This window comes from Providencia sp. PROV080 (genome assembly GCF_033688105.1).
Lineage (GTDB): Bacteria > Pseudomonadota > Gammaproteobacteria > Enterobacterales > Enterobacteriaceae > Providencia > Providencia zhejiangensis.
Genome location: NZ_CP096346.1, coordinates 3,285,800 through 3,302,421 on the forward strand (window position 1 = coordinate 3,285,800; position 16,622 = coordinate 3,302,421).

The 16,622-nt window shown below is 41.3% G+C and carries 25 protein-coding genes; 4 read left to right on the forward strand and 21 right to left on the reverse strand.

Annotated features, from left to right (window positions below):
- Position 1: 1 nt before the first annotated feature.
- The 5 genes from M1F03_RS14655 to M1F03_RS14675 all read right to left on the reverse strand — a co-directional run bounded on the left by M1F03_RS14655 (position 2) and on the right by M1F03_RS14675 (position 3,280).
- Positions 2–604, reverse strand: coding sequence for a hypothetical protein (locus M1F03_RS14655; protein WP_004247495.1), 603 nt, complete (start codon positions 602–604; stop codon positions 2–4).
- 33 nt (positions 605–637) lie between these two features.
- Positions 638–1,420, reverse strand: coding sequence for a KilA-N domain-containing protein (locus tag M1F03_RS14660; protein ID WP_251464598.1), 783 nt, complete (start codon positions 1,418–1,420; stop codon positions 638–640).
- 693 nt (positions 1,421–2,113) lie between these two features.
- A complete protein-coding gene (locus M1F03_RS14665) occupies positions 2,114–2,566 on the reverse strand; it encodes a lysis protein (protein ID WP_375097474.1) in 453 nt (150 codons plus the stop codon).
- Positions 2,563–2,979 (reverse strand): structural protein, encoded by a 417-nt coding sequence (locus M1F03_RS14670; RefSeq protein WP_318839971.1) that lies wholly within the window; start codon positions 2,977–2,979, stop codon positions 2,563–2,565. Before M1F03_RS14670 ends, M1F03_RS14665 begins: the two co-directional genes overlap by 4 nt.
- Complete coding sequence (locus M1F03_RS14675) at positions 2,972–3,280, reverse strand: phage holin, lambda family (protein ID WP_275258199.1); 309 nt, start codon at positions 3,278–3,280, stop codon at positions 2,972–2,974. Before M1F03_RS14675 ends, M1F03_RS14670 begins: the two co-directional genes overlap by 8 nt.
- 408 nt (positions 3,281–3,688) lie before the next feature.
- On the opposite strand from M1F03_RS14675, the gene M1F03_RS14680 reads away from it, so the two are divergent.
- A complete protein-coding gene (locus M1F03_RS14680) occupies positions 3,689–3,967 on the forward strand; it encodes a hypothetical protein (RefSeq protein ID WP_251464600.1) in 279 nt (92 codons plus the stop codon).
- A gap of 158 nt (positions 3,968–4,125) precedes the next feature.
- A complete protein-coding gene (locus M1F03_RS14685; protein WP_318840140.1) occupies positions 4,126–5,433 on the forward strand; it encodes an IS4 family transposase in 1,308 nt (435 codons plus the stop codon).
- A gap of 587 nt (positions 5,434–6,020) precedes the next feature.
- On the opposite strand, the gene M1F03_RS14690 is transcribed toward M1F03_RS14685, so the two are convergent.
- The 16 genes from M1F03_RS14690 to M1F03_RS14765 all read right to left on the reverse strand — a co-directional run bounded on the left by M1F03_RS14690 (position 6,021) and on the right by M1F03_RS14765 (position 15,503).
- Positions 6,021–6,839: an antitermination protein gene (locus M1F03_RS14690; protein WP_115113588.1), complete on the reverse strand. Its 819-nt coding sequence runs from the start codon at positions 6,837–6,839 to the stop codon at positions 6,021–6,023.
- Positions 6,836–7,051: a hypothetical protein gene (locus tag M1F03_RS14695; RefSeq protein WP_251464601.1), complete on the reverse strand. Its 216-nt coding sequence runs from the start codon at positions 7,049–7,051 to the stop codon at positions 6,836–6,838. Before M1F03_RS14695 ends, M1F03_RS14690 begins: the two co-directional genes overlap by 4 nt.
- Before the next feature lie 159 nt (positions 7,052–7,210).
- Positions 7,211–7,411: a hypothetical protein gene (locus M1F03_RS14700; protein WP_230494594.1), complete on the reverse strand. Its 201-nt coding sequence runs from the start codon at positions 7,409–7,411 to the stop codon at positions 7,211–7,213.
- 326 nt (positions 7,412–7,737) lie between these two features.
- Positions 7,738–8,400: a metallophosphoesterase gene (locus tag M1F03_RS14705; protein ID WP_318839973.1), complete on the reverse strand. Its 663-nt coding sequence runs from the start codon at positions 8,398–8,400 to the stop codon at positions 7,738–7,740.
- Between the two features lie 160 nt (positions 8,401–8,560).
- Positions 8,561–8,764 carry a DUF3310 domain-containing protein gene (locus M1F03_RS14710; protein WP_318839974.1) on the reverse strand — a complete coding sequence of 68 codons (204 nt, stop codon included), beginning with the start codon at positions 8,762–8,764 and terminating at the stop codon, positions 8,561–8,563.
- Between the two features lie 101 nt (positions 8,765–8,865).
- Entirely contained in the window at positions 8,866–10,242 is a 1,377-nt protein-coding gene (locus M1F03_RS14715) for an SIR2 family protein (RefSeq protein WP_239505101.1), read from the reverse strand.
- A gap of 42 nt (positions 10,243–10,284) precedes the next feature.
- A complete protein-coding gene (locus M1F03_RS14720) occupies positions 10,285–10,731 on the reverse strand; it encodes a recombination protein NinB (protein ID WP_163754083.1) in 447 nt (148 codons plus the stop codon).
- Positions 10,732–11,080: 349 nt separating this feature from the next.
- The gene (locus tag M1F03_RS14725) at positions 11,081–11,278 is read right to left on the reverse strand and encodes a hypothetical protein (RefSeq protein ID WP_318839975.1); all 198 of its coding nucleotides are present in this window, start codon (positions 11,276–11,278) and stop codon (positions 11,081–11,083) included.
- A complete protein-coding gene (locus M1F03_RS14730; RefSeq protein WP_318839976.1) occupies positions 11,278–11,487 on the reverse strand; it encodes a DUF551 domain-containing protein in 210 nt (69 codons plus the stop codon). Before M1F03_RS14730 ends, M1F03_RS14725 begins: the two co-directional genes overlap by 1 nt.
- Positions 11,474–11,872 carry an ASCH domain-containing protein gene (locus M1F03_RS14735; protein ID WP_318839977.1) on the reverse strand — a complete coding sequence of 133 codons (399 nt, stop codon included), beginning with the start codon at positions 11,870–11,872 and terminating at the stop codon, positions 11,474–11,476. Before M1F03_RS14735 ends, M1F03_RS14730 begins: the two co-directional genes overlap by 14 nt.
- A gap of 10 nt (positions 11,873–11,882) precedes the next feature.
- A complete protein-coding gene (locus tag M1F03_RS14740) occupies positions 11,883–12,086 on the reverse strand; it encodes a hypothetical protein (protein WP_318839978.1) in 204 nt (67 codons plus the stop codon).
- A 25-nt stretch (positions 12,087–12,111) separates the two neighbouring features.
- Positions 12,112–13,491, reverse strand: a complete 1,380-nt coding sequence (locus M1F03_RS14745; protein WP_318839979.1) for a replicative DNA helicase — start codon at positions 13,489–13,491, stop codon at positions 12,112–12,114.
- 1 nt (position 13,492) lies between these two features.
- Entirely contained in the window at positions 13,493–14,575 is a 1,083-nt protein-coding gene (locus M1F03_RS14750) for a replication protein (RefSeq protein WP_318839980.1), read from the reverse strand.
- Positions 14,568–14,747 (reverse strand): hypothetical protein, encoded by a 180-nt coding sequence (locus M1F03_RS14755; protein WP_141173751.1) that lies wholly within the window; start codon positions 14,745–14,747, stop codon positions 14,568–14,570. Before M1F03_RS14755 ends, M1F03_RS14750 begins: the two co-directional genes overlap by 8 nt.
- A 95-nt stretch (positions 14,748–14,842) precedes the next feature.
- Complete coding sequence (locus M1F03_RS14760) at positions 14,843–15,190, reverse strand: hypothetical protein (protein ID WP_318839981.1); 348 nt, start codon at positions 15,188–15,190, stop codon at positions 14,843–14,845.
- Positions 15,191–15,293: 103 nt separating this feature from the next.
- Entirely contained in the window at positions 15,294–15,503 is a 210-nt protein-coding gene (locus M1F03_RS14765; RefSeq protein ID WP_272667610.1) for a helix-turn-helix transcriptional regulator, read from the reverse strand.
- A 106-nt stretch (positions 15,504–15,609) separates the two neighbouring features.
- Between M1F03_RS14765 and M1F03_RS14770 the strand changes: the two genes are divergently transcribed.
- Both M1F03_RS14770 and M1F03_RS14775 read left to right on the forward strand, forming a co-directional pair.
- A complete protein-coding gene (locus tag M1F03_RS14770) occupies positions 15,610–16,254 on the forward strand; it encodes a LexA family protein (RefSeq protein ID WP_318839982.1) in 645 nt (214 codons plus the stop codon).
- 62 nt (positions 16,255–16,316) lie between these two features.
- Entirely contained in the window at positions 16,317–16,598 is a 282-nt protein-coding gene (locus M1F03_RS14775) for a DUF3024 domain-containing protein (RefSeq protein WP_318839983.1), read from the forward strand.
- The last annotated feature ends 24 nt before the right edge of the window (positions 16,599–16,622 follow it).

The following is a 16,622-nucleotide window of genomic DNA, read 5'->3' on the forward strand; positions in this document are numbered from 1 at the left end:
ATTATTCCTTAGATAAGTCGTCCATTAGTTCTGATAGCTGACTAGCTGTCTTATTCGGTTGTACGTCATCAAGCCCGTATGCTTGACGCTCAAGCCCAACCAAGTTTTTGAGTGTTTCACTTAATGCTTTGGCTGACTTAACGCGCTCAGGCAGGGAGATGATTGAGTGATAAATTTCATTGAGTTTGTCGCGTCCGTTGTCATCAGGACTAAACATTAACTCGCCAAGTTTTCTTAAGGCTGGCACATCAGCACATTCAGCAGATAGTTCATCAAATAAGTTGTTGGTTAATTCTCTCGCCCTGCGAATATCGCCTCTATGCTCCATGCGGACATTAGCGATAACCTCGGCATTAGCCTCAATAAGTTGCCGTTCTGAAATAGCCTTTTCGGTGGCAACCAGACTGGCAACCTCCCTTTTGGCAACCAAGTTTTCAGCCCTAGCCTTAACCTTTGCCTTTAAATCTCGCTCCCATCCTTCTTTCTTGGCGCGCTTACTTATCGCCTGATGGGTTATCTCGTATTGAGATGCTATTTCCCTTATGGACATCACGCCAGCTCGGTAAGCCGACTCGATGGCCTCCCAATCTGGTCTTTTAGCCATATCCATTCCTTAAATAAAAAAGGCCACTAGGGCCTATTGTAATGTTGCAGTGTGTGAAGGTTGATTGCTCGATGGATAAAGCAATTGCATTTGCCCTTTAACATCAAAAGCAGCCATACATCTAGCATCAAAGTCTTTATAATCAACAGAACTATTAGCAATATTTGTTACTGCCATCATTTGCTGTTCTACCGCATGCAAGGCATCGCCTTTCAGGTACTGATGGATTTTTTCTCTGTCGCCTTTATTTTCTTTGACTGATTCATAGACATAATCAGGTAATGCAACGCCATAAACCCATTTAGCCGTGATACCAGCGAACAATAATGGACAACCGCCAACATGACCAAAATAAGGAGTCCCTGACATCTTTGATAACGCTCTGTAATAGGGTTCTTGAAATCTCTTTTCCCACTCAGTGGCCTCTTTATATGTCAGTAGCCCAATTACTTGATCTTCAGTTAATGTCATACTCTGTGACATCAACATGTTTTTAATGTGCCGGTCACAAGCGCGAGCAAATTTTGGTGATAACCATCTAGCAAACTCAATTACTAATTCAGGATGGATCCAAGTACCGCCATGTCGTCCTTTTTCTACTCGAACTAAAAGGGGAGAAATCTCCTCTTTAGAATTATACGCTTCAATATCAAGCTCTTTGCCAACCTCGTAGATATACTCTTTAGTTGATGAGACCCTTAACCAGTCTTTGGTTAGTTTTCCAAAGTGCCTAGCTGCTGCTGTAGCATTAACCCAACAATCGCCATTAAACGGGATCAGAGTTTCGTCATACTTCATAGGTACGATTTTAATCATTGCATATTTCCTATAGAAAGAGAGCCTGTAGCACAGAAAAGCCGCCCCAAGAGAGCTTGCCAGCTATAACGGCAGTTCTCAGGCTCACTTTCTGTAGCCTCTTGGTGTTTTAAATGTGCGTGCTATGCACAGAGCGAAATGCGATTTATGTAGATACGGGATAATCCCGTATGTAGATATAACCTGTTGATTATGCTTAATTCTGTCACAAAACTAGATTACCTGCTCATTGGTCATCGAATCAGTGACCAATGGAAATAGATGGTAATGCATTGTTTTTATTACTAACGGTCAAATTGACCGCCTTTACGTGTCGTTGTGGGCTAAATGGCGATTTCCAGCATGCCTATACTGTCATGGCAGAAAGCCCCTGATTTCTCAGAGGCTCATTATTCGCTTGCATATTTTGAATACGTTAACTACATTTAATGTGATATTCATTTGTTCAACAGATGTGCTTAGCCCAACGCTGTGTGGGCTTTTTTTTATTCAATTACCCGCCGTTGTTGTTCAATTTCCCGTATTGCTTTCTTGTCTGACATTAAAAACTAACGCCTAAATCTCGCAATTGAGATTCCACTTTCATTAAGCGACTAGTAAATGTCATCTTGCCGATAATGTCATTCCACGAAATGCCATCTAGAATACGTTGCACCTCGCTTCTTTCGGCAAGTAAAAAAACGACCTCTAAGCTCACTGTAAACACTCCGTTCTAATGTAGTCTTGCAACCCCTTAATCATCTGCTCTGACTCTGCAATTCTGTTTCTGAGTAACCAATAATTTCTGACAGCGGAGTCAGTAGGTCTGGCGGTTGCTCCATCATCCAAGCCGGAGGTGGAACTGCCTTCGCCTTTCGGACAACTGGCTCTGATGTACACCCGCTCAGGATTGCGGTCAGCAGCAATACGCAACTGGTCAATTTCAGCTTTTGCATTTGTGAGTTCCGCTGTGTGTTTGGTGTCGAGTTCGTGAAGGGAGTTAATGCGCTTTTCATAGTCTGCTGTAATAGCTATTTGAGCCGACAACTCACTCTTTAATGACTTATTTTCACTTGTTAGTTTCTGATTCTCAGTAATTGTCCAATTAAGGACACCACCGAGGATCATCACTCCAACCAGTGTAAAAACTTGCATTTTCCAGTTCACAATAAACTCCACGCTTTTTCGAACATCGCCTCATCGTAGGGTTGCGTGCCATTTTCATGACGAATGATTGCCTTGGCCAGTTTAATTGTGGTTGCCTTATCATCAAGACTGATAACATCAGTAGGCAATACACCCAACTCTTTAGCTACACCGTTAATATATGCTCGGGTGTTGTTTTCATTCGTCGGAGCCCAGCGGTCAATCAGGCCTGATACGGTTTTTAATCCGTATTTACGCTGGTAGGTACGAAGTAGTGCCATCAATGCACGAATACCATAAACAGGGCTTTCGAATCGACAGAAGCGAGGCTCAATACTTGGGTCATGCGGCAATTGCCCTTTCCAATTATTGGCTTTGTTGTAATCAATGTTACCAGGGTTGTTATTGCGAATGCCTCGCGCTGGTCTAGTCATTGTTCACCCCCGCCCTGCCTTTAATAATTTTACTCAGACCATCCACGCCGACATACCCAATGAAGACACTCGCTAGGTAAGCCAACTCATGGTTAAGACCAAGCAGTGTTAGAAGGTCTTTTACAAACCATGCAAATAGTGCACACATAGCGCCATCAAATAGCGTCTTCTTCCAACCGCCGCCGTTGTACTTGCCGCGTAGAATCGCCATGCCTGTTGCTAGTGATGCGCTAATACCTTGCTCCTTATGAGCAGCAATAATTTGAAATATGTTATCCCAGAACTCGGGGTTTTCTTTCATATGATCCATACTCACCCCCTATGTTGGAGGAATTTAGTTAATAGATAGCCGCGCACAATCTCTATGCGTCAATTAAGTGTGTGTGATTAGAATTCTGTGGCGGCGTATGAGTGACCATTTCGGTGATATCAACAAAATGGTAGAAACAAAAAACCCCGCCAGAAGGCAGGGTCTTATAGAATTTGATGTAAGTTGATCATTTTTTTGATCTTTTTGTGTTCGAACATATAATGATCGAATATCTGGTGTGTTTATCGAGAACCCTACACTAGATATAGGGAACCCCTAAGTAGTATCGAGCTACAAAGGGGTAAATAAAACTGTCAGGTTTTACATGTGATCACCTTTTCAGTCTATTTCACTTGGTGATCTGTGTAAAGCCCTGTTATTTATACAGGAGTTCTTTATATGGGTAGAAATATCTGTAAAAACCCACATCGTTATGATTCCGCTTTCGATTATCTGTCTGATAACCAAGGGCAAATTGGCCGTCATAAATGCGCAGGCTGTGCATTTGAATTAGGCCGTCAACACGCTCTTATTGGAGCACCAAAAGCCAAAAATGATTCTGTTTTGGAATATATTCCAGATAGTCAGGCTGGCGCAGTTCGACACAAAGATGCATTTGAAGCTTATAACCTCGGGTATAACTCAGTAGTTGATATGGCACTAAGCAAAGCTGCATAAGATTGAAAATAATCAATGGCTACTTCGGTAGCCTTTTTGTGCCTGTAATAAAGGCCGCACTAGGCATAATGCCGATCAGTTAAGAACTAAATAATGAGTTGAACGATCCTACAGTTCTGCAAAAATCCGTAATCATTCCAAAAATTACGGATTTTTTTATGTTACTTAGCCAAGCACTCGAGACTGTTCAGGCTTTCTCTCCAACAGAATTTACAGCCCTTTCGGACCTCCTTTCCGCTGAACTTATTGATGAATGTCTCGTGGATGCTGGGGTTGTTACGATAAGAAAACGCCGTCTTCCGATGGAAATGATGGTATGGGCTGTAACAGGAATGTCCCTTTTTCGTTCTCTTTCCATGGCGCAACTCGTTTCTCATTTAGACATTGTTTTACCAGGTAACCGGCCTTTCGTTGCACCAAGTGCCGTTGTTCAGGCACGTCAACGGCTAGGGGAAGATGCAGTCCGTAAAGTATTTGAGAAAACAAGTCAGCTCTGGCTTGATAAACTGCCATTATCACACTGGAACGGATTAACCCTAATGGCTGTCGATGGCACATTATGGCGTACACCAGATACCCCTGAAAATGATGCCGTATTTGGGCGAACAGCCAATGAACACTCACGTTCTAATTGGCCGCAACTTCGCATGGTTTGCCAGATGGAGATCACAAGCCATCTGATTTCGGGCGCACATTTTGGTAGCGTTTCCGAGGTGAGCGAAATTGGCCTTGCTGCCAAATTGACAGAGCAAACCCCGGATAGTTCTCTGACCATTTTTGATAAAGGATTTTATGCTCTGGGGTTACTTCACCATTGGCAGTCCTCTGGCGTAGAGAAACACTGGATGCTCCCATTACGTAAAGGCTCACAGTACCTAGTCGTAGAGAAACTCGGCTCCGGAGATGAGTTAGTTGAATTACGTCTATCCCCTCAAGCACGCAAAAAATGGACTAACGCTCCAATGATATTGAGAGCTCGATTGATAACAAAAGACGTGAATGGGAAGAGGGTTCAGATATTAACATCAATGAGTGATCCACTTCGATACCCCAACGCCGATATTGTCGACCTGTATGGGCATCGTTGGGAAATAGAACATGGCTTCAGAGAAATGAAGCAGCATATGTTGAATAATGAACTCACATTGAGGAGCAAAAAGCCCGTCTTAGTAAATCAAGAGTTATGGGGAATGGTACTCGCGTATAACTTACTGCGGTTTATGATGGCTCAGATGGCATACAGCTTGAAAGATACAGAGCCCTATCAGATGGGATTTAAACAAACTGCGATATACCTGAGTGCCCAACTGAGCCTGCTTCCCGCGGTTGCTCCGGGAAACATACCAAAATTCATTAATGGGATATTGGCAATGGCTAGAAGTTTTGTTCTACCGAGTCGACGACAAAGGCATTACCCTAGGGCGGTAAAGAAAAAGCCGCAACGATACCCGTTACGGCGATATTAATGACTTAACTGACAAGCATTACGCACTAGGCAGCCTCTTGAATGTGAACTTGTAAGCAATCCTTACAGCTTTAATTGGCGACACCGGAATTCCAGCATCGGAATAATACCAACCAGTTATAAATAGACTGTCAGATAAAGTTTGTTTCTTTTTTTAAATTAGATGATTAGAATAACTCTGTACTTATTTTTCCAGTTTTTGCTGATCGGGAGTTGCTCTCAACGCTCCTTTGCCACCATCCTAAAAAGTTGGTGGCTTTTTTTATGCTCACTCGAATTCATCAAGCATATAAACCTCTAAATTAGGTTGCCACACCAAGCCACAGTACAGGTAGTAACTATTGCCTGCGAGCGGGTGGCGTGGTCTTCAAGCCCCATAAGGGTACATCGAAAGCCCCAAACGTATCGCAAACCAGATTTCTCCGTTCTACGTAGAGGTTATGAGGGGCACTGTTTCGGTAACAAAAAACCCCGCCGAAGCGAGGCTCTATTTTCTTTTGCTTGGGATAATGAAATGCAAAATTCCCATCATTAGAATGATGATAGTCCATAAATCCGAAAAGTCAATAGTTACTTTCTATTTACATTCTAATTTATAGAAATAGATTCTCTTTTTGTTACCATATGTAACATTTTTTCAGCGTGAGTCTCCTCTTTGAAGCAGTATTCCACCAAGAACTCAAATATTGGCTTGAAGTTGTCATAGCATGTGGTTTTCGGGATACCTATGACCGTTTGCAGCTTAATGAATACCTCATTAAATTTAAGCCTTGAATATCCACGCCCTGAGCACTTGCAACATGTTTTATAAACTGGAACACCTTGTTTCTCGGTTTCCTTTTTATCCAACACCTCGCCACGCCCATTGCATCTGCACGAATGACTAACCTCGCCTTTGCCATTGCATGTCTTGCAGATTATTCTAGTAGTGCCTCTAACCTCTCTAGCAGTGTTAGTGATCCGAAGTGGTGTTAGCTCACCTGAAGATACAAATACCTTTGCCCTTGTAGAATATTTAGTATCGAATACCTCAACCTCAATAAACCCTCCATCACAATCAGGACAAGGCTTTTTACTTGCTGCACTTCTCGCATAATCCTGAAATGCATAATTTGCGAGTATTTGCAGAACTGATGCCCTATCATCTTCATCAAGCTTTTGGATAGCGCTGTATTTATGCGCCTGAGTTAGTGCATATTGATAGAGACTTTCCACCGCTTCATCTGGCTTATTGATACCGTGTTTCGCCAAAAACAATTCAATCCCCATTCTCGCTTTAGAGGTCGCCAAACCAAGCGAGGCCATTACATCGGTGATTGTTAGGTTATCTGAAGCTGTAGCGGCTGGAGAGTCACTAAACATTGGACTCTTAGGTGAGAAATATTTTGGTAAATCTTCGAGTCTCATCTTACCTCCGGCAATACTGTGTGATAGCGGTCTTTACCAATTGAATACATGACAGAAAGCCCCTGTCTGATTGCATCCTGACACTCAATCACCTTCATTGCCCCGCTTCTCAATTGAACAACGCACAGGTAACGCTTCTTTTTACCTTTTGGGATTTCGGTTGCTGATCTAAATCTGCATTCTTCAATTGCTGCTTCTATGTCAGTGAACATCTTTCAGCTCCTTAAGCATTCGGTATTTACAAGAAAACAAATGAGCCCTTCTTTTAATCTTTGCTATTCTTGTGTTTCGCCTATACTTAACGTAGTTATAAGGAATCCATACAACAAAAAATATCCCCCAAGTCATCGCGGCAAACCATGCATCGAAAGTCATAAATCCCCCATCTGATAAGTTATTCCATGCTGATACCAATCTGGTAACGTGAACTCAATCCGACCTGTTACGCCCTCACTACGTAGCTCCTGAAGCCGTTTAAGCTCACCTTTCATGTGCTGGTATAATTCATCCATCTGCCACGGTTTTAACTTCACCGCCGTTCCTGCTAAACGAGCCACGCTATCAATGGTCATCTCGCTGTAAGTGATAACAGCATGAGCATTGAATTCGTGTGGGTCTTCGCTTAGTTTTCTGTGACAGCCAGCGCAGTGTGAGAAGGCATTGAGAGGATGGTATCGGGTTGCTTTATGTCGTCGTGATTTGAAGTGGGAACAGTGAAGTTTTGATGGTTCGTGTCTAAAATGTCTTCCGCAGTAGTCGCATTCGTAATCTGTTCGCTCCCTGACTAACTGCGAAAATACAATATCGTATTTATCGCGTTTTAGTGCCATCTACACCCCCACAAGACCTATAACCAAAGTAACAATCGAAAAGAATAGAATGACGTGTCGGGTTCTAATCATTTTATCTGCCTCATAGTCAGCCCGTAGCCGAACACTGCGCCAGTGTCGATATACTCTTGGTTAGCTCGTTTTACAGCACCTTTAATCATTGGTGTGTGACCAAATAGAAATAGGTCAGCGCCTTTAATCTCACGCACATTCTCGTCACCTATACGCTCACGGCTCCAAATCACATACTGCTCATCTACTGGCTTGCCGAACTCGTATTCATCGGATGGGTAATCAGCGTGTGCAATGACTGTCTTTTTATCGTTTGCATTGACTTCGATAATGAGTGGTAGTTGCTTCGCTTTCGCTAGACAGGATCGAGACAAAACTTCGTTATCGTAGTCCTGCATGAAAAACCAATCACCGCCGTTATAGAGCCAGTTATGTGAGGGCGCTCCATTAAACAAAGCATCGATAGCCATTTGCTCATGATTGCCACGCACAGCCCTGAACCATTTTTCATTAATCAGGTCTAGGCATTCTACGTTTCGATCCCCCCTATCTATTAAGTCACCAACTGAAATCAATAAATCTTTTTCTTTATCAAATTCAATCTGTTGCAACTTATCATTTAGTAAATCAAAACACCCATGAATGTCACCTACCACCCAAATATGCCGATATTGATCACCATCGATTCTTAGGTAAATTCCGTTTCTTTCTTCGCTCACTTTCTCGCCCTCCGCTTCTGGGCTGCTGGCTTCTCTTTGGGTTCTTCGTTGTCAATTTGCTTACCTTGTGGCTGCAAACATTGAGGAATGACTTCCACCCACTTTTTCATGCTCTCTAGTGCGTTATTTCTCTTCGCCATTGCTTCCAACCTCCACTTCTTCAACGAGTCGACTCATATACCAGCGAGCCTTTTTTTAAATCTTCGACTGGGTTAATTTTCTTTTCGTATCGCCAGACATACTTTTGAATATTGCCTTTGAGATAGCCTAGAAACGCCTCTCTGGTCATACTGGCTTTAATGGCATCAATGCACTCAATGTCACCTGATGCATAGTGTGGTGGGTTATTTACGTTGTCTGTCATTGCTCTTGTTGCTCCTTGAGTTTCATGTATTTAATTTTTAAAACAAAAAACCCACTATTAAGTGGGCTTTTTATCTAAATCTAATTTATAGAGGGATTTATCTATACTTCAACGTCAAACGGCTCATTGTTCTTTGCCTTCGTCAAGAGCTGCAAAGCCTCTCGCGAGTACTTATGCACCGTTCCTTTTTTACCTGTCGTTACAAGTTGATGGTATTGGTTGTTTGTAGCTTTAATATCAATACCTGAAACTTCTTTTATTTTTTGTAGTAATTGTTGGACATAATTCCAGCTGCTATAACCCATCTGGGATGCCAAATCACTAATGACATAACAATAGTTTGCTGAGAAAGCGTCATATGAATCACCGTCTGTAATGCCGTATAATTTTTCTAATTCCCCATTTTCACACGCAAGAGAGGTCAGCCTCGAATAATCAAGTTGGGCTATATGCTTTGGTATATCACTATTTACTAGCTTGTAATTACGCGCTAAAAGCGCCCTTAACACTTTAGGGCTAACATTCTTCATTGATGGTTGAGCTGCGAATGCCTTGTAGACCCATGTAAAATCATTTGCCACTATATATTTAATTCTTACGTTTTTGTTGTTTTCCGTTGTTATGTTTATTTCAGTTAATGGGTATGATTTATCTGTTATTTGCTCATCTCGCTTGAGCATGTATATGTTAGGAATTATTGTTTCATTATCAGATATAATTTCATCTATATCAGAGATTATACTTTTAATGTTGTCATCCTCAGCACTGTAGCCTATGAATAACAATGGGTGTTCAGCAAAAAATGTAAGTAGTTTTGCACTTAAGTATTTTTTCTTTTTAGAGAAATCGTCATAATCTTCCCTGTCAAACACCAAAGAACTTGGTTTTTCGCAAGATCCATGTATTTTAAATATTTCACCAATACTATCGTAACTGGTTTTTAATACCTCTTGACCAATTATATCTTGATATTCAGGGAAAATTTCATTTATCACATTGTCGTAATTTGTAGTAATTATTGAATGCGGGCAGATTTCTTGTAGCGACTCGATCTCTCTTGCGCATTGTTCGGACTTAATTATTTTTAACTCCTTACAATATTGAGAGATAATATATTTAACATAAATACTGGCTTTGTAGCTCTCGTCAAACAATTGCTTCGGGAAATGTACATTACCATCCCCCCATGCCCAACTCGCGTATTTATCACTCAAAATACTACCAATATCAATTAAGGACTCATTCCTTTGTTTATAGAATGCAAATTGCTTATCAACTTCAGGGCATTCTGATATTAACTTTTTGATTAGACTAGGCCAATCTAACCCATCAGCATATCTACGACTAAATCCAGACCCTACAAACAATATTGGCTGACATTCCAGCGTTTCTATACACGTTTTAATATCATCAGTAATATCTTCTTGGTACTGTTTATAATCTCTATTCATGGCACTATCCATTGATAATGTATACATTGCTATTATCCTTACTTTATTATCGATAAATAGGCAATACTTTTAATAAGTTTGACCATAGTAGTTGTATTCATAACGAGTTGTACGCAGCTTCACGCCGCTTTCTACCGCCCAAGCTGTCGAGTATTCAATTAAGCTACTCATGCGCTTCTTGCCCATCTGAGACGTGCTCTCGCGAATGTTTAATAGCTCGCCTTCAATGCCACGAATTAGTGGTGATTCTTTTGCTCCCGTAGTAACCATCCAGTGACCAGACACAAAGACGTTCTTCCACTGCCATAATTTCAGTGGCTCATTGTTGAGTGTCATTTGCTTTGACACATCACCACATAGCGCATGAAACATGTCATTCTGCGGTAGTGTTCGGCTGGATTCTGAGATTTTTACTTCTAGGGGGAATTCTTCGTTGAGGGGTAGAGCATTTATTGTGGCTATTAGGTTTTCACGTATTCGTTTATTTCTTAGAAGAAACTTTGTGGCTTTCTCCAAGTTAGCCTCCTGTTCATTTTTCCAGAAATACGTTGTTGAATAAGAAAAAACAAATGTACGCCATAGATATTAACCAGAAGATTATCGCTGTTGCTGATATAACCTTCATCGTAATAACGAACCAGTTATTATCCCCATCAAATACCTTCAGCATGATAAATGCCATTGCAAAGCCTAATCCGCAAAACAGGTTCATGCTGATTTTGTACATCAATGTTATTGGATCACTCACTGTTAGCTCTCCAATATGATAAAACCCTGACACCAACACTTAGGGCACATTGAGTTTTTGAATTCAGGCGGATGCAGTCTTTCACCTTTGAGATGGATATGACCACACCCTACACATTTAATTTTCACTGTTAGCTCTCCTGTTCCATTTTTTAGCCTCGCTCATTGCGTCAGGCCAATACACGCCTCGCTTTATGCCTTTGTAAGTTTTTTCTGATATTCCATATTTTTCTTTAATTTTTAAAGCCGTTTCTCCTGCTAGAATTTCCTTACATAATTCAATGGCTAAATTAAAGTTGAGACGTTTTATCTTCATCATTCACCCTCTGGCATTGGTGGGAGTGGCAGGTCGCACCAATGACTTACCTCTGTTTCATCAAACCATGTGCCGCTCTTGATATCGTAAAACTCACCGCCTAAAGTCAGCATCCAACCAACGCGAGTTTTACCTCCTGCATAAAATAAAATGAACTCACAGTTATCTGGACATTGATCACTCACCTTAACCCAATTAGTTCCCTGCATTAGATGCCTCCTCAGGTTCAATCCCTGTTTCAAAGAAACTCAACTTACCTTTCATTGGAATAAATTTAAGCGGTCTTGCGTCAGATAATACGAAGCCTTTTTCACCGAAAAACCATGGCGACTCGCTTTGCTCTACACAATCGGTAATTGTTGCAACTCCAACTATTCCACCTCGCTCAAGATCATCGAAATCAGGAATGTCAATTGGTGCTATAACATCAACAACCTGCATACATGCCTCATCAAATTCTTTTCTAGTCAATCCTTTTGACGCATGAATTAAAACCTGACCGCGGTATTTAGTGCGCCAGCTGCGATTTTCAATGTCTTTGTAACCGTTAACGATCAACCATGCCCACGGCTGACGAATTGATATTGCTTTCATCTAAAAATCCTCACGATTCCCACTCATAGCCGACTTTAATTGCCTTGGCTTGCTCAAGAGTATTTGTCATCACTTTCGTGTTAGAAATATCACCCCAGCAATCACACTCGACTGGCGTTAGGTAATATTCATTTTCTGTTCCATTATCGCTTTTGTAGGTATGGCGAACCGGATCACCTAATACCTTGGTGACGGTATGTGTTAATAGATTCATCTAGAAGTCCTTATGATTTGGTGTGTTAGCACTCGATGTCGGCATCACTGTAGCGATCCATAAATGCCCGGCTTAAATCTGCCGTATCTAAACCACCATGAGTGTTAGTGAAGTAATAGGTTTTCTCTGCACCTGGCGCGTGCCGTGATTTTGTACAGATAACCTCTGTTATTCCTTTCAGTTCAGTATCAGGGTTATATTTCTCGTCACGATAAATCATAAAAATAACATCTGCTTCTTGTTCAATAACTCCTGACTCCCTCAAGTCAGCATTTCCAGGGCGTTTATTGGTTCTCTGCTCCAGGTTGCGGTTTAATTGCGCCAATGCCACCACTGGGCATTTAAGCTCTTTAGCTAAGTTTTTTAACCCTGTAGCAATCTCGCCTACTGACTGGTTCATATTTTCAGGGTTTGACATCTTCATTTTTTGAAGGTAATCAACAATTATCACGCCTAGCCCGCCTGTTTTTTTATGCATCCTCCTGGCATCGGCTCGGATTTCATGAATACTCATTGATGGCTTGTCGTTGATGTAAATTGGTGAGTCTTTGATTTCAGCCAATGAACTAGATAACCTAGCCCAGGCTTCATCCATGTGCATTTTAGATTTCTCTTTGCCTAGAATTGATTCCTTATCAACCCGGGCATGATGAAATGCGACACGTTCAGATATTTGCCAGGATGGCATTTCCAAGCTGTAGAACAAAACAGGTTTAGATTTTGCTAAGCCAACCGACTTTGTGATCGTGGTGCTTAGCATTGTTTTACCCATACCAGGGCGCCCCCCGATAACAATAAAATCAGTGTTGTTGAAACCACCGAAAGCCTGGTCAATGTCTGGCAAGCCGAACTCGGTTTTATACTTCCAAATATCACCGCTGATCATAGACTCAATAATCGATAGCGACTCTTCAACACCTGACATGATGTGTTGAGTCTCAGTAACCTGGTTATTGCTAACGTTGGATATTTCTTCCTGAATTTTCCCAGCAATATCGTGAACATGATTTACCCCTGACTCATTTATCCTGGATATCCCATCTTGAAGAATTGATATTGTTCTCCTAGCTAAAGATAGCTGTTTAACTTTCTCAACATACCCTGGCAGCATATGGATACTAGGCAAGTCTTTGGCGCATTCAGCTAGATATGGGAAACCGCCGCTATTTTTGCTATCACCGCATTGCTCAAGCTCACTGTTAACCATAATCAGGTCAATCTTAGCACCTGCATGGTTCATTCGTTTCAAAGCCCGGAGAATTAATTTATTGCTAACAGCAGTAAAATCATCCTCGGATAAAGTCTCTATGGCACTTGATGCCAGGTCTGTATATTCTCCAGTGGCATTTAAAATCCCGCCAATTACTGACTTCTCAGCGTATAAATCACAAAACTTGCTGTTCATGTTAAATTCCTTTTTTACGCTCTGAGTATTCGCGTTTTGCTTGTTCGTAGGTTTGCGACCATCTAGCAGGAGTTAAGATCCAATCCAGGGTTAACCAACCTTTTTCGCTCAAACCAGAAAATAAACTTGATTGAGATATCAGCTTGAAGCAGGTGTCCATATGTTTTACTTCACGCCATTGCCCTTTGTTAGTCTTCCCATTCCAGACAGCTTCCAAATCTTTGTAAGCAGGTCTGCGAGGCGTCCATTCCTGGATATCAATAGCTCTCTCAGGGATGTATCTATTCCAAATTTTAATCAGCTCTTCGTGTGGGCAATCGACAGGATTGATACCGTCACGGTTTTTCCACTTGAGCGCATCTGAAAGGTAGCCATCGAAGCGAGTCATTCGACACAAGTTCTGAGGTTTCAAGTCCTTCCCTTTAGTCCAAGTCTTAACAGCCCACTCCATCACAAGTTTAATTTCATCAGCTGTGTAGCATTCGCCTTTAGCTTTGATGGTATTAAGCGCTTTTAGGATGGGTTCCGTAGATTGAAATTTAGAATTGGTTAGCTGATTAAAATAATCGAGAATTTCTAGAGCGATATCTTCCCCAGCGGGGGTAAGGGGGATCTTGTCTTTATTGTCTTTTGTATTATTGTCTTTTGTGTTTGACTGTTTCGGTAAAGTGGTTTTTACCGTTTTAGTAAAGCTATTCTTTACCGTTTCGGTAAAACTTTTACTGTTTCGGTCAATGTCGGTTTCCCATTCAGAAATATTCTTATTCATTCCAATTTTTCGACCTTCCTGAATAAAGATTTTCATCCGAACTAATTGATTTTTAGCGGTGGAGCATTTAGTGCTATCAATCTTTGTCATGCTTTCAAGTTGTTCATTGCCAACCCAATCCATTTTTTTATTAAAGCCGTATGTTTTTCTCCACACAGCTATAACCATTAATAATTGGTGCTTGGTCAACCCAGCAAGCATAATCGCATCTAAGAGCTCGTTTGCTATCCTGGTGTACCCATTATCAAGATCTGCCACGTTAGGCCTCTCTTGCCGTCGTTGATTACCAAAATCAGCATATGCAACGTTACTCATGCGTTTTCCCTCCCAATAGTTCTTTCCTGTGAGCATTCCTTAGTTTTGCATCTTCAAAAGCTTCTCTAAGTCGCTTTATCCCTAGTGGGGTAACTTTCCTGAGCTCCCTATCCCGCATGATGTTTTTATGCACTGCATGATAATTAAAGTCATGATTTCGTTTATTTTTCATGATATAATTCTCTTATTCGGTTGTTGTATCAAAAAAGGGAAACGCTAAATTTCCCTTGTTATAATTACTGGTTGTTGATACAGTTGTTTTGATAGTTAAATATCCAAATTGATTTGAGCCTCATTGATTGCCGTCTCTGGGGCTTTTCTTTTAACCTTTCCCTTTCTTTCCAGCGCCTGAATTAACCGTTCTGCATAGTCACCTTCAATCACTACGCTTCTAGAATTCTCAGGCATTGATACAGCCTCCGCAGGTAGCCCGTAATGAGCTATTGCCTTACAAGCTAGTTTGAATATCCGATTCTTTTCTCGGCTTGATGCTGTTGGATGTATTCCCATTTCACTAGCGAACGAGTTATTACCTTCGTCTAGCATTCTCTTAAAAAAGTAACTTTCGAGAATTTCAGGCTTACATGTGATGTTTATAGTTTTTGCGTAGTCCATTTGTTAAATTCCTTTTGACGTAATTAGTCCGTTGCTCACGATCCTGTGAGTTAAGTTTTGAAGTGCGCGTTTTTCAGCGCAGAGATGTTAAAGAGCAGTTAAGTTATGCAGCTTGAGGTGGGAAAACGTCATCTAATGAACATTTCGCACCAAGTTTCTGTAATGCCTCAACGATTACTCGGCAATCATTAAGGCTAGGAGTTCTAATACCTAGCTCGTAGTTTGAAATACGAGATTGACCCCATCCGATTGATGAAGCCAAAACAGCCTGAGAAATTCCTAATTTTTTTCGCTGTTCTGCGATGTTATTCATTGTGTGTATCCTCCATGTCTACACCTCTATTACACACAATATGTGATTAACTGTCAATCACAAATCGTTTAAATACTTGCATCACGTTTTGTGTTAAAAGATAAGCATGAAAAAAACAAATGAAATTATCGGCGAAAGACTGAAGTCTATTCGTGAATCTAGAGGGTTAAGCCAAGCACAACTTGCAAAGCTGTGCGGATATTCCGCGGCTTCTAGAATTGGAAATTATGAACTCGGGGAAAGAAAGATAAGTGCTGATGATGCTTTAGTTATCAGTGAGGCTTTAGGTGTTTCACCTGCGGAATTGATGTTTGGTGATAGGAGCAATCAAATTGTTAGCAACTATGAGTACCCTCTATTTTCCAAGGTGCAAGCAGGTGCGTTTACTGAAAATAGCAATTCATACACAGAGAAAGATGCTATCACATGGATACCTACAGCCAGAAAAGCGAGCGATAGAGCCTTTTGGCTGGAAGTTGAAGGCCACTCAATGACAGCCCCGCAAGGTGGGCGCCCTAGCTTCCCTGAAGGTATGCTGATTCTTATAGACCCAGAAGAGCCTGTAGATATTGGTGATTTTTGTATCGCTAGGCTGCATGGGGATGAGTTTACATTTAAGCGCTTAATTAGGGATTCAGGAACAACTTTTCTTGAGCCATTAAACCCACGTTTCGAGATGATACCAATTAATGGAAACTGCCAGATTATAGGCAAAGTGGTTAAGTCTCAGTGGCCTGACGACACGTTTTAGGAAGCAACATGGCATTTAACGACATTGAGATAGCTAACATTAAGCGGTGTATGGAGTTTTTCATGGAAAAGCGCCGACCTGCTCCATTTATCCGTGATGAAATCGATTTGATGTACGAAATACAAGATCAATCCGTCATCATCAAAGAAATTCGTAACATTATGGGGCGTACTATCGAGTCACCTATCGCCAAGATAACGTTTAATCGCACTAGAGGCGGGTGGAAACTGTTTGCTATGAACCAGAAAGGTGAGTGGGAAAGGCTGTTTAATGACCTCATCCCGACCTTCTCTGATGCAATTAAAGTTGTTGAAGATGAAGATTTGGATTGCTTCTTTGGGTGACGACACGTTTTAGGGTGTGGGTAA

Coding starts and splice junctions, on each gene's coding strand:
- M1F03_RS14655 (WP_004247495.1), bottom strand. CDS start 604: ATGGCTAAAAGACCAGATTGGGAGGCCATCGAGTCGGCTTACCGAGCT.
- M1F03_RS14660 (WP_251464598.1), bottom strand. CDS start 1,420: ATGATTAAAATCGTACCTATGAAGTATGACGAAACTCTGATCCCGTTT.
- M1F03_RS14670 (WP_318839971.1), bottom strand. CDS start 2,979: ATGACTAGACCAGCGCGAGGCATTCGCAATAACAACCCTGGTAACATT.
- M1F03_RS14675 (WP_275258199.1), bottom strand. CDS start 3,280: ATGAAAGAAAACCCCGAGTTCTGGGATAACATATTTCAAATTATTGCT.
- M1F03_RS14680 (WP_251464600.1), top strand. CDS start 3,689: ATGGGTAGAAATATCTGTAAAAACCCACATCGTTATGATTCCGCTTTC.
- M1F03_RS14685 (WP_318840140.1), top strand. CDS start 4,126: ATGTTACTTAGCCAAGCACTCGAGACTGTTCAGGCTTTCTCTCCAACA.
- M1F03_RS14690 (WP_115113588.1), bottom strand. CDS start 6,839: ATGAGACTCGAAGATTTACCAAAATATTTCTCACCTAAGAGTCCAATG.
- M1F03_RS14695 (WP_251464601.1), bottom strand. CDS start 7,051: ATGTTCACTGACATAGAAGCAGCAATTGAAGAATGCAGATTTAGATCA.
- M1F03_RS14700 (WP_230494594.1), bottom strand. CDS start 7,411: ATGACCATTGATAGCGTGGCTCGTTTAGCAGGAACGGCGGTGAAGTTA.
- M1F03_RS14710 (WP_318839974.1), bottom strand. CDS start 8,764: ATGACAGACAACGTAAATAACCCACCACACTATGCATCAGGTGACATT.
- M1F03_RS14715 (WP_239505101.1), bottom strand. CDS start 10,242: ATGTATACATTATCAATGGATAGTGCCATGAATAGAGATTATAAACAG.
- M1F03_RS14725 (WP_318839975.1), bottom strand. CDS start 11,278: ATGAAGATAAAACGTCTCAACTTTAATTTAGCCATTGAATTATGTAAG.
- M1F03_RS14730 (WP_318839976.1), bottom strand. CDS start 11,487: ATGCAGGGAACTAATTGGGTTAAGGTGAGTGATCAATGTCCAGATAAC.
- M1F03_RS14735 (WP_318839977.1), bottom strand. CDS start 11,872: ATGAAAGCAATATCAATTCGTCAGCCGTGGGCATGGTTGATCGTTAAC.
- M1F03_RS14740 (WP_318839978.1), bottom strand. CDS start 12,086: ATGAATCTATTAACACATACCGTCACCAAGGTATTAGGTGATCCGGTT.
- M1F03_RS14745 (WP_318839979.1), bottom strand. CDS start 13,491: ATGAACAGCAAGTTTTGTGATTTATACGCTGAGAAGTCAGTAATTGGC.
- M1F03_RS14750 (WP_318839980.1), bottom strand. CDS start 14,575: ATGAGTAACGTTGCATATGCTGATTTTGGTAATCAACGACGGCAAGAG.
- M1F03_RS14755 (WP_141173751.1), bottom strand. CDS start 14,747: ATGAAAAATAAACGAAATCATGACTTTAATTATCATGCAGTGCATAAA.
- M1F03_RS14760 (WP_318839981.1), bottom strand. CDS start 15,190: ATGGACTACGCAAAAACTATAAACATCACATGTAAGCCTGAAATTCTC.
- M1F03_RS14765 (WP_272667610.1), bottom strand. CDS start 15,503: ATGAATAACATCGCAGAACAGCGAAAAAAATTAGGAATTTCTCAGGCT.
- M1F03_RS14770 (WP_318839982.1), top strand. CDS start 15,610: ATGAAAAAAACAAATGAAATTATCGGCGAAAGACTGAAGTCTATTCGT.
- M1F03_RS14775 (WP_318839983.1), top strand. CDS start 16,317: ATGGAAAAGCGCCGACCTGCTCCATTTATCCGTGATGAAATCGATTTG.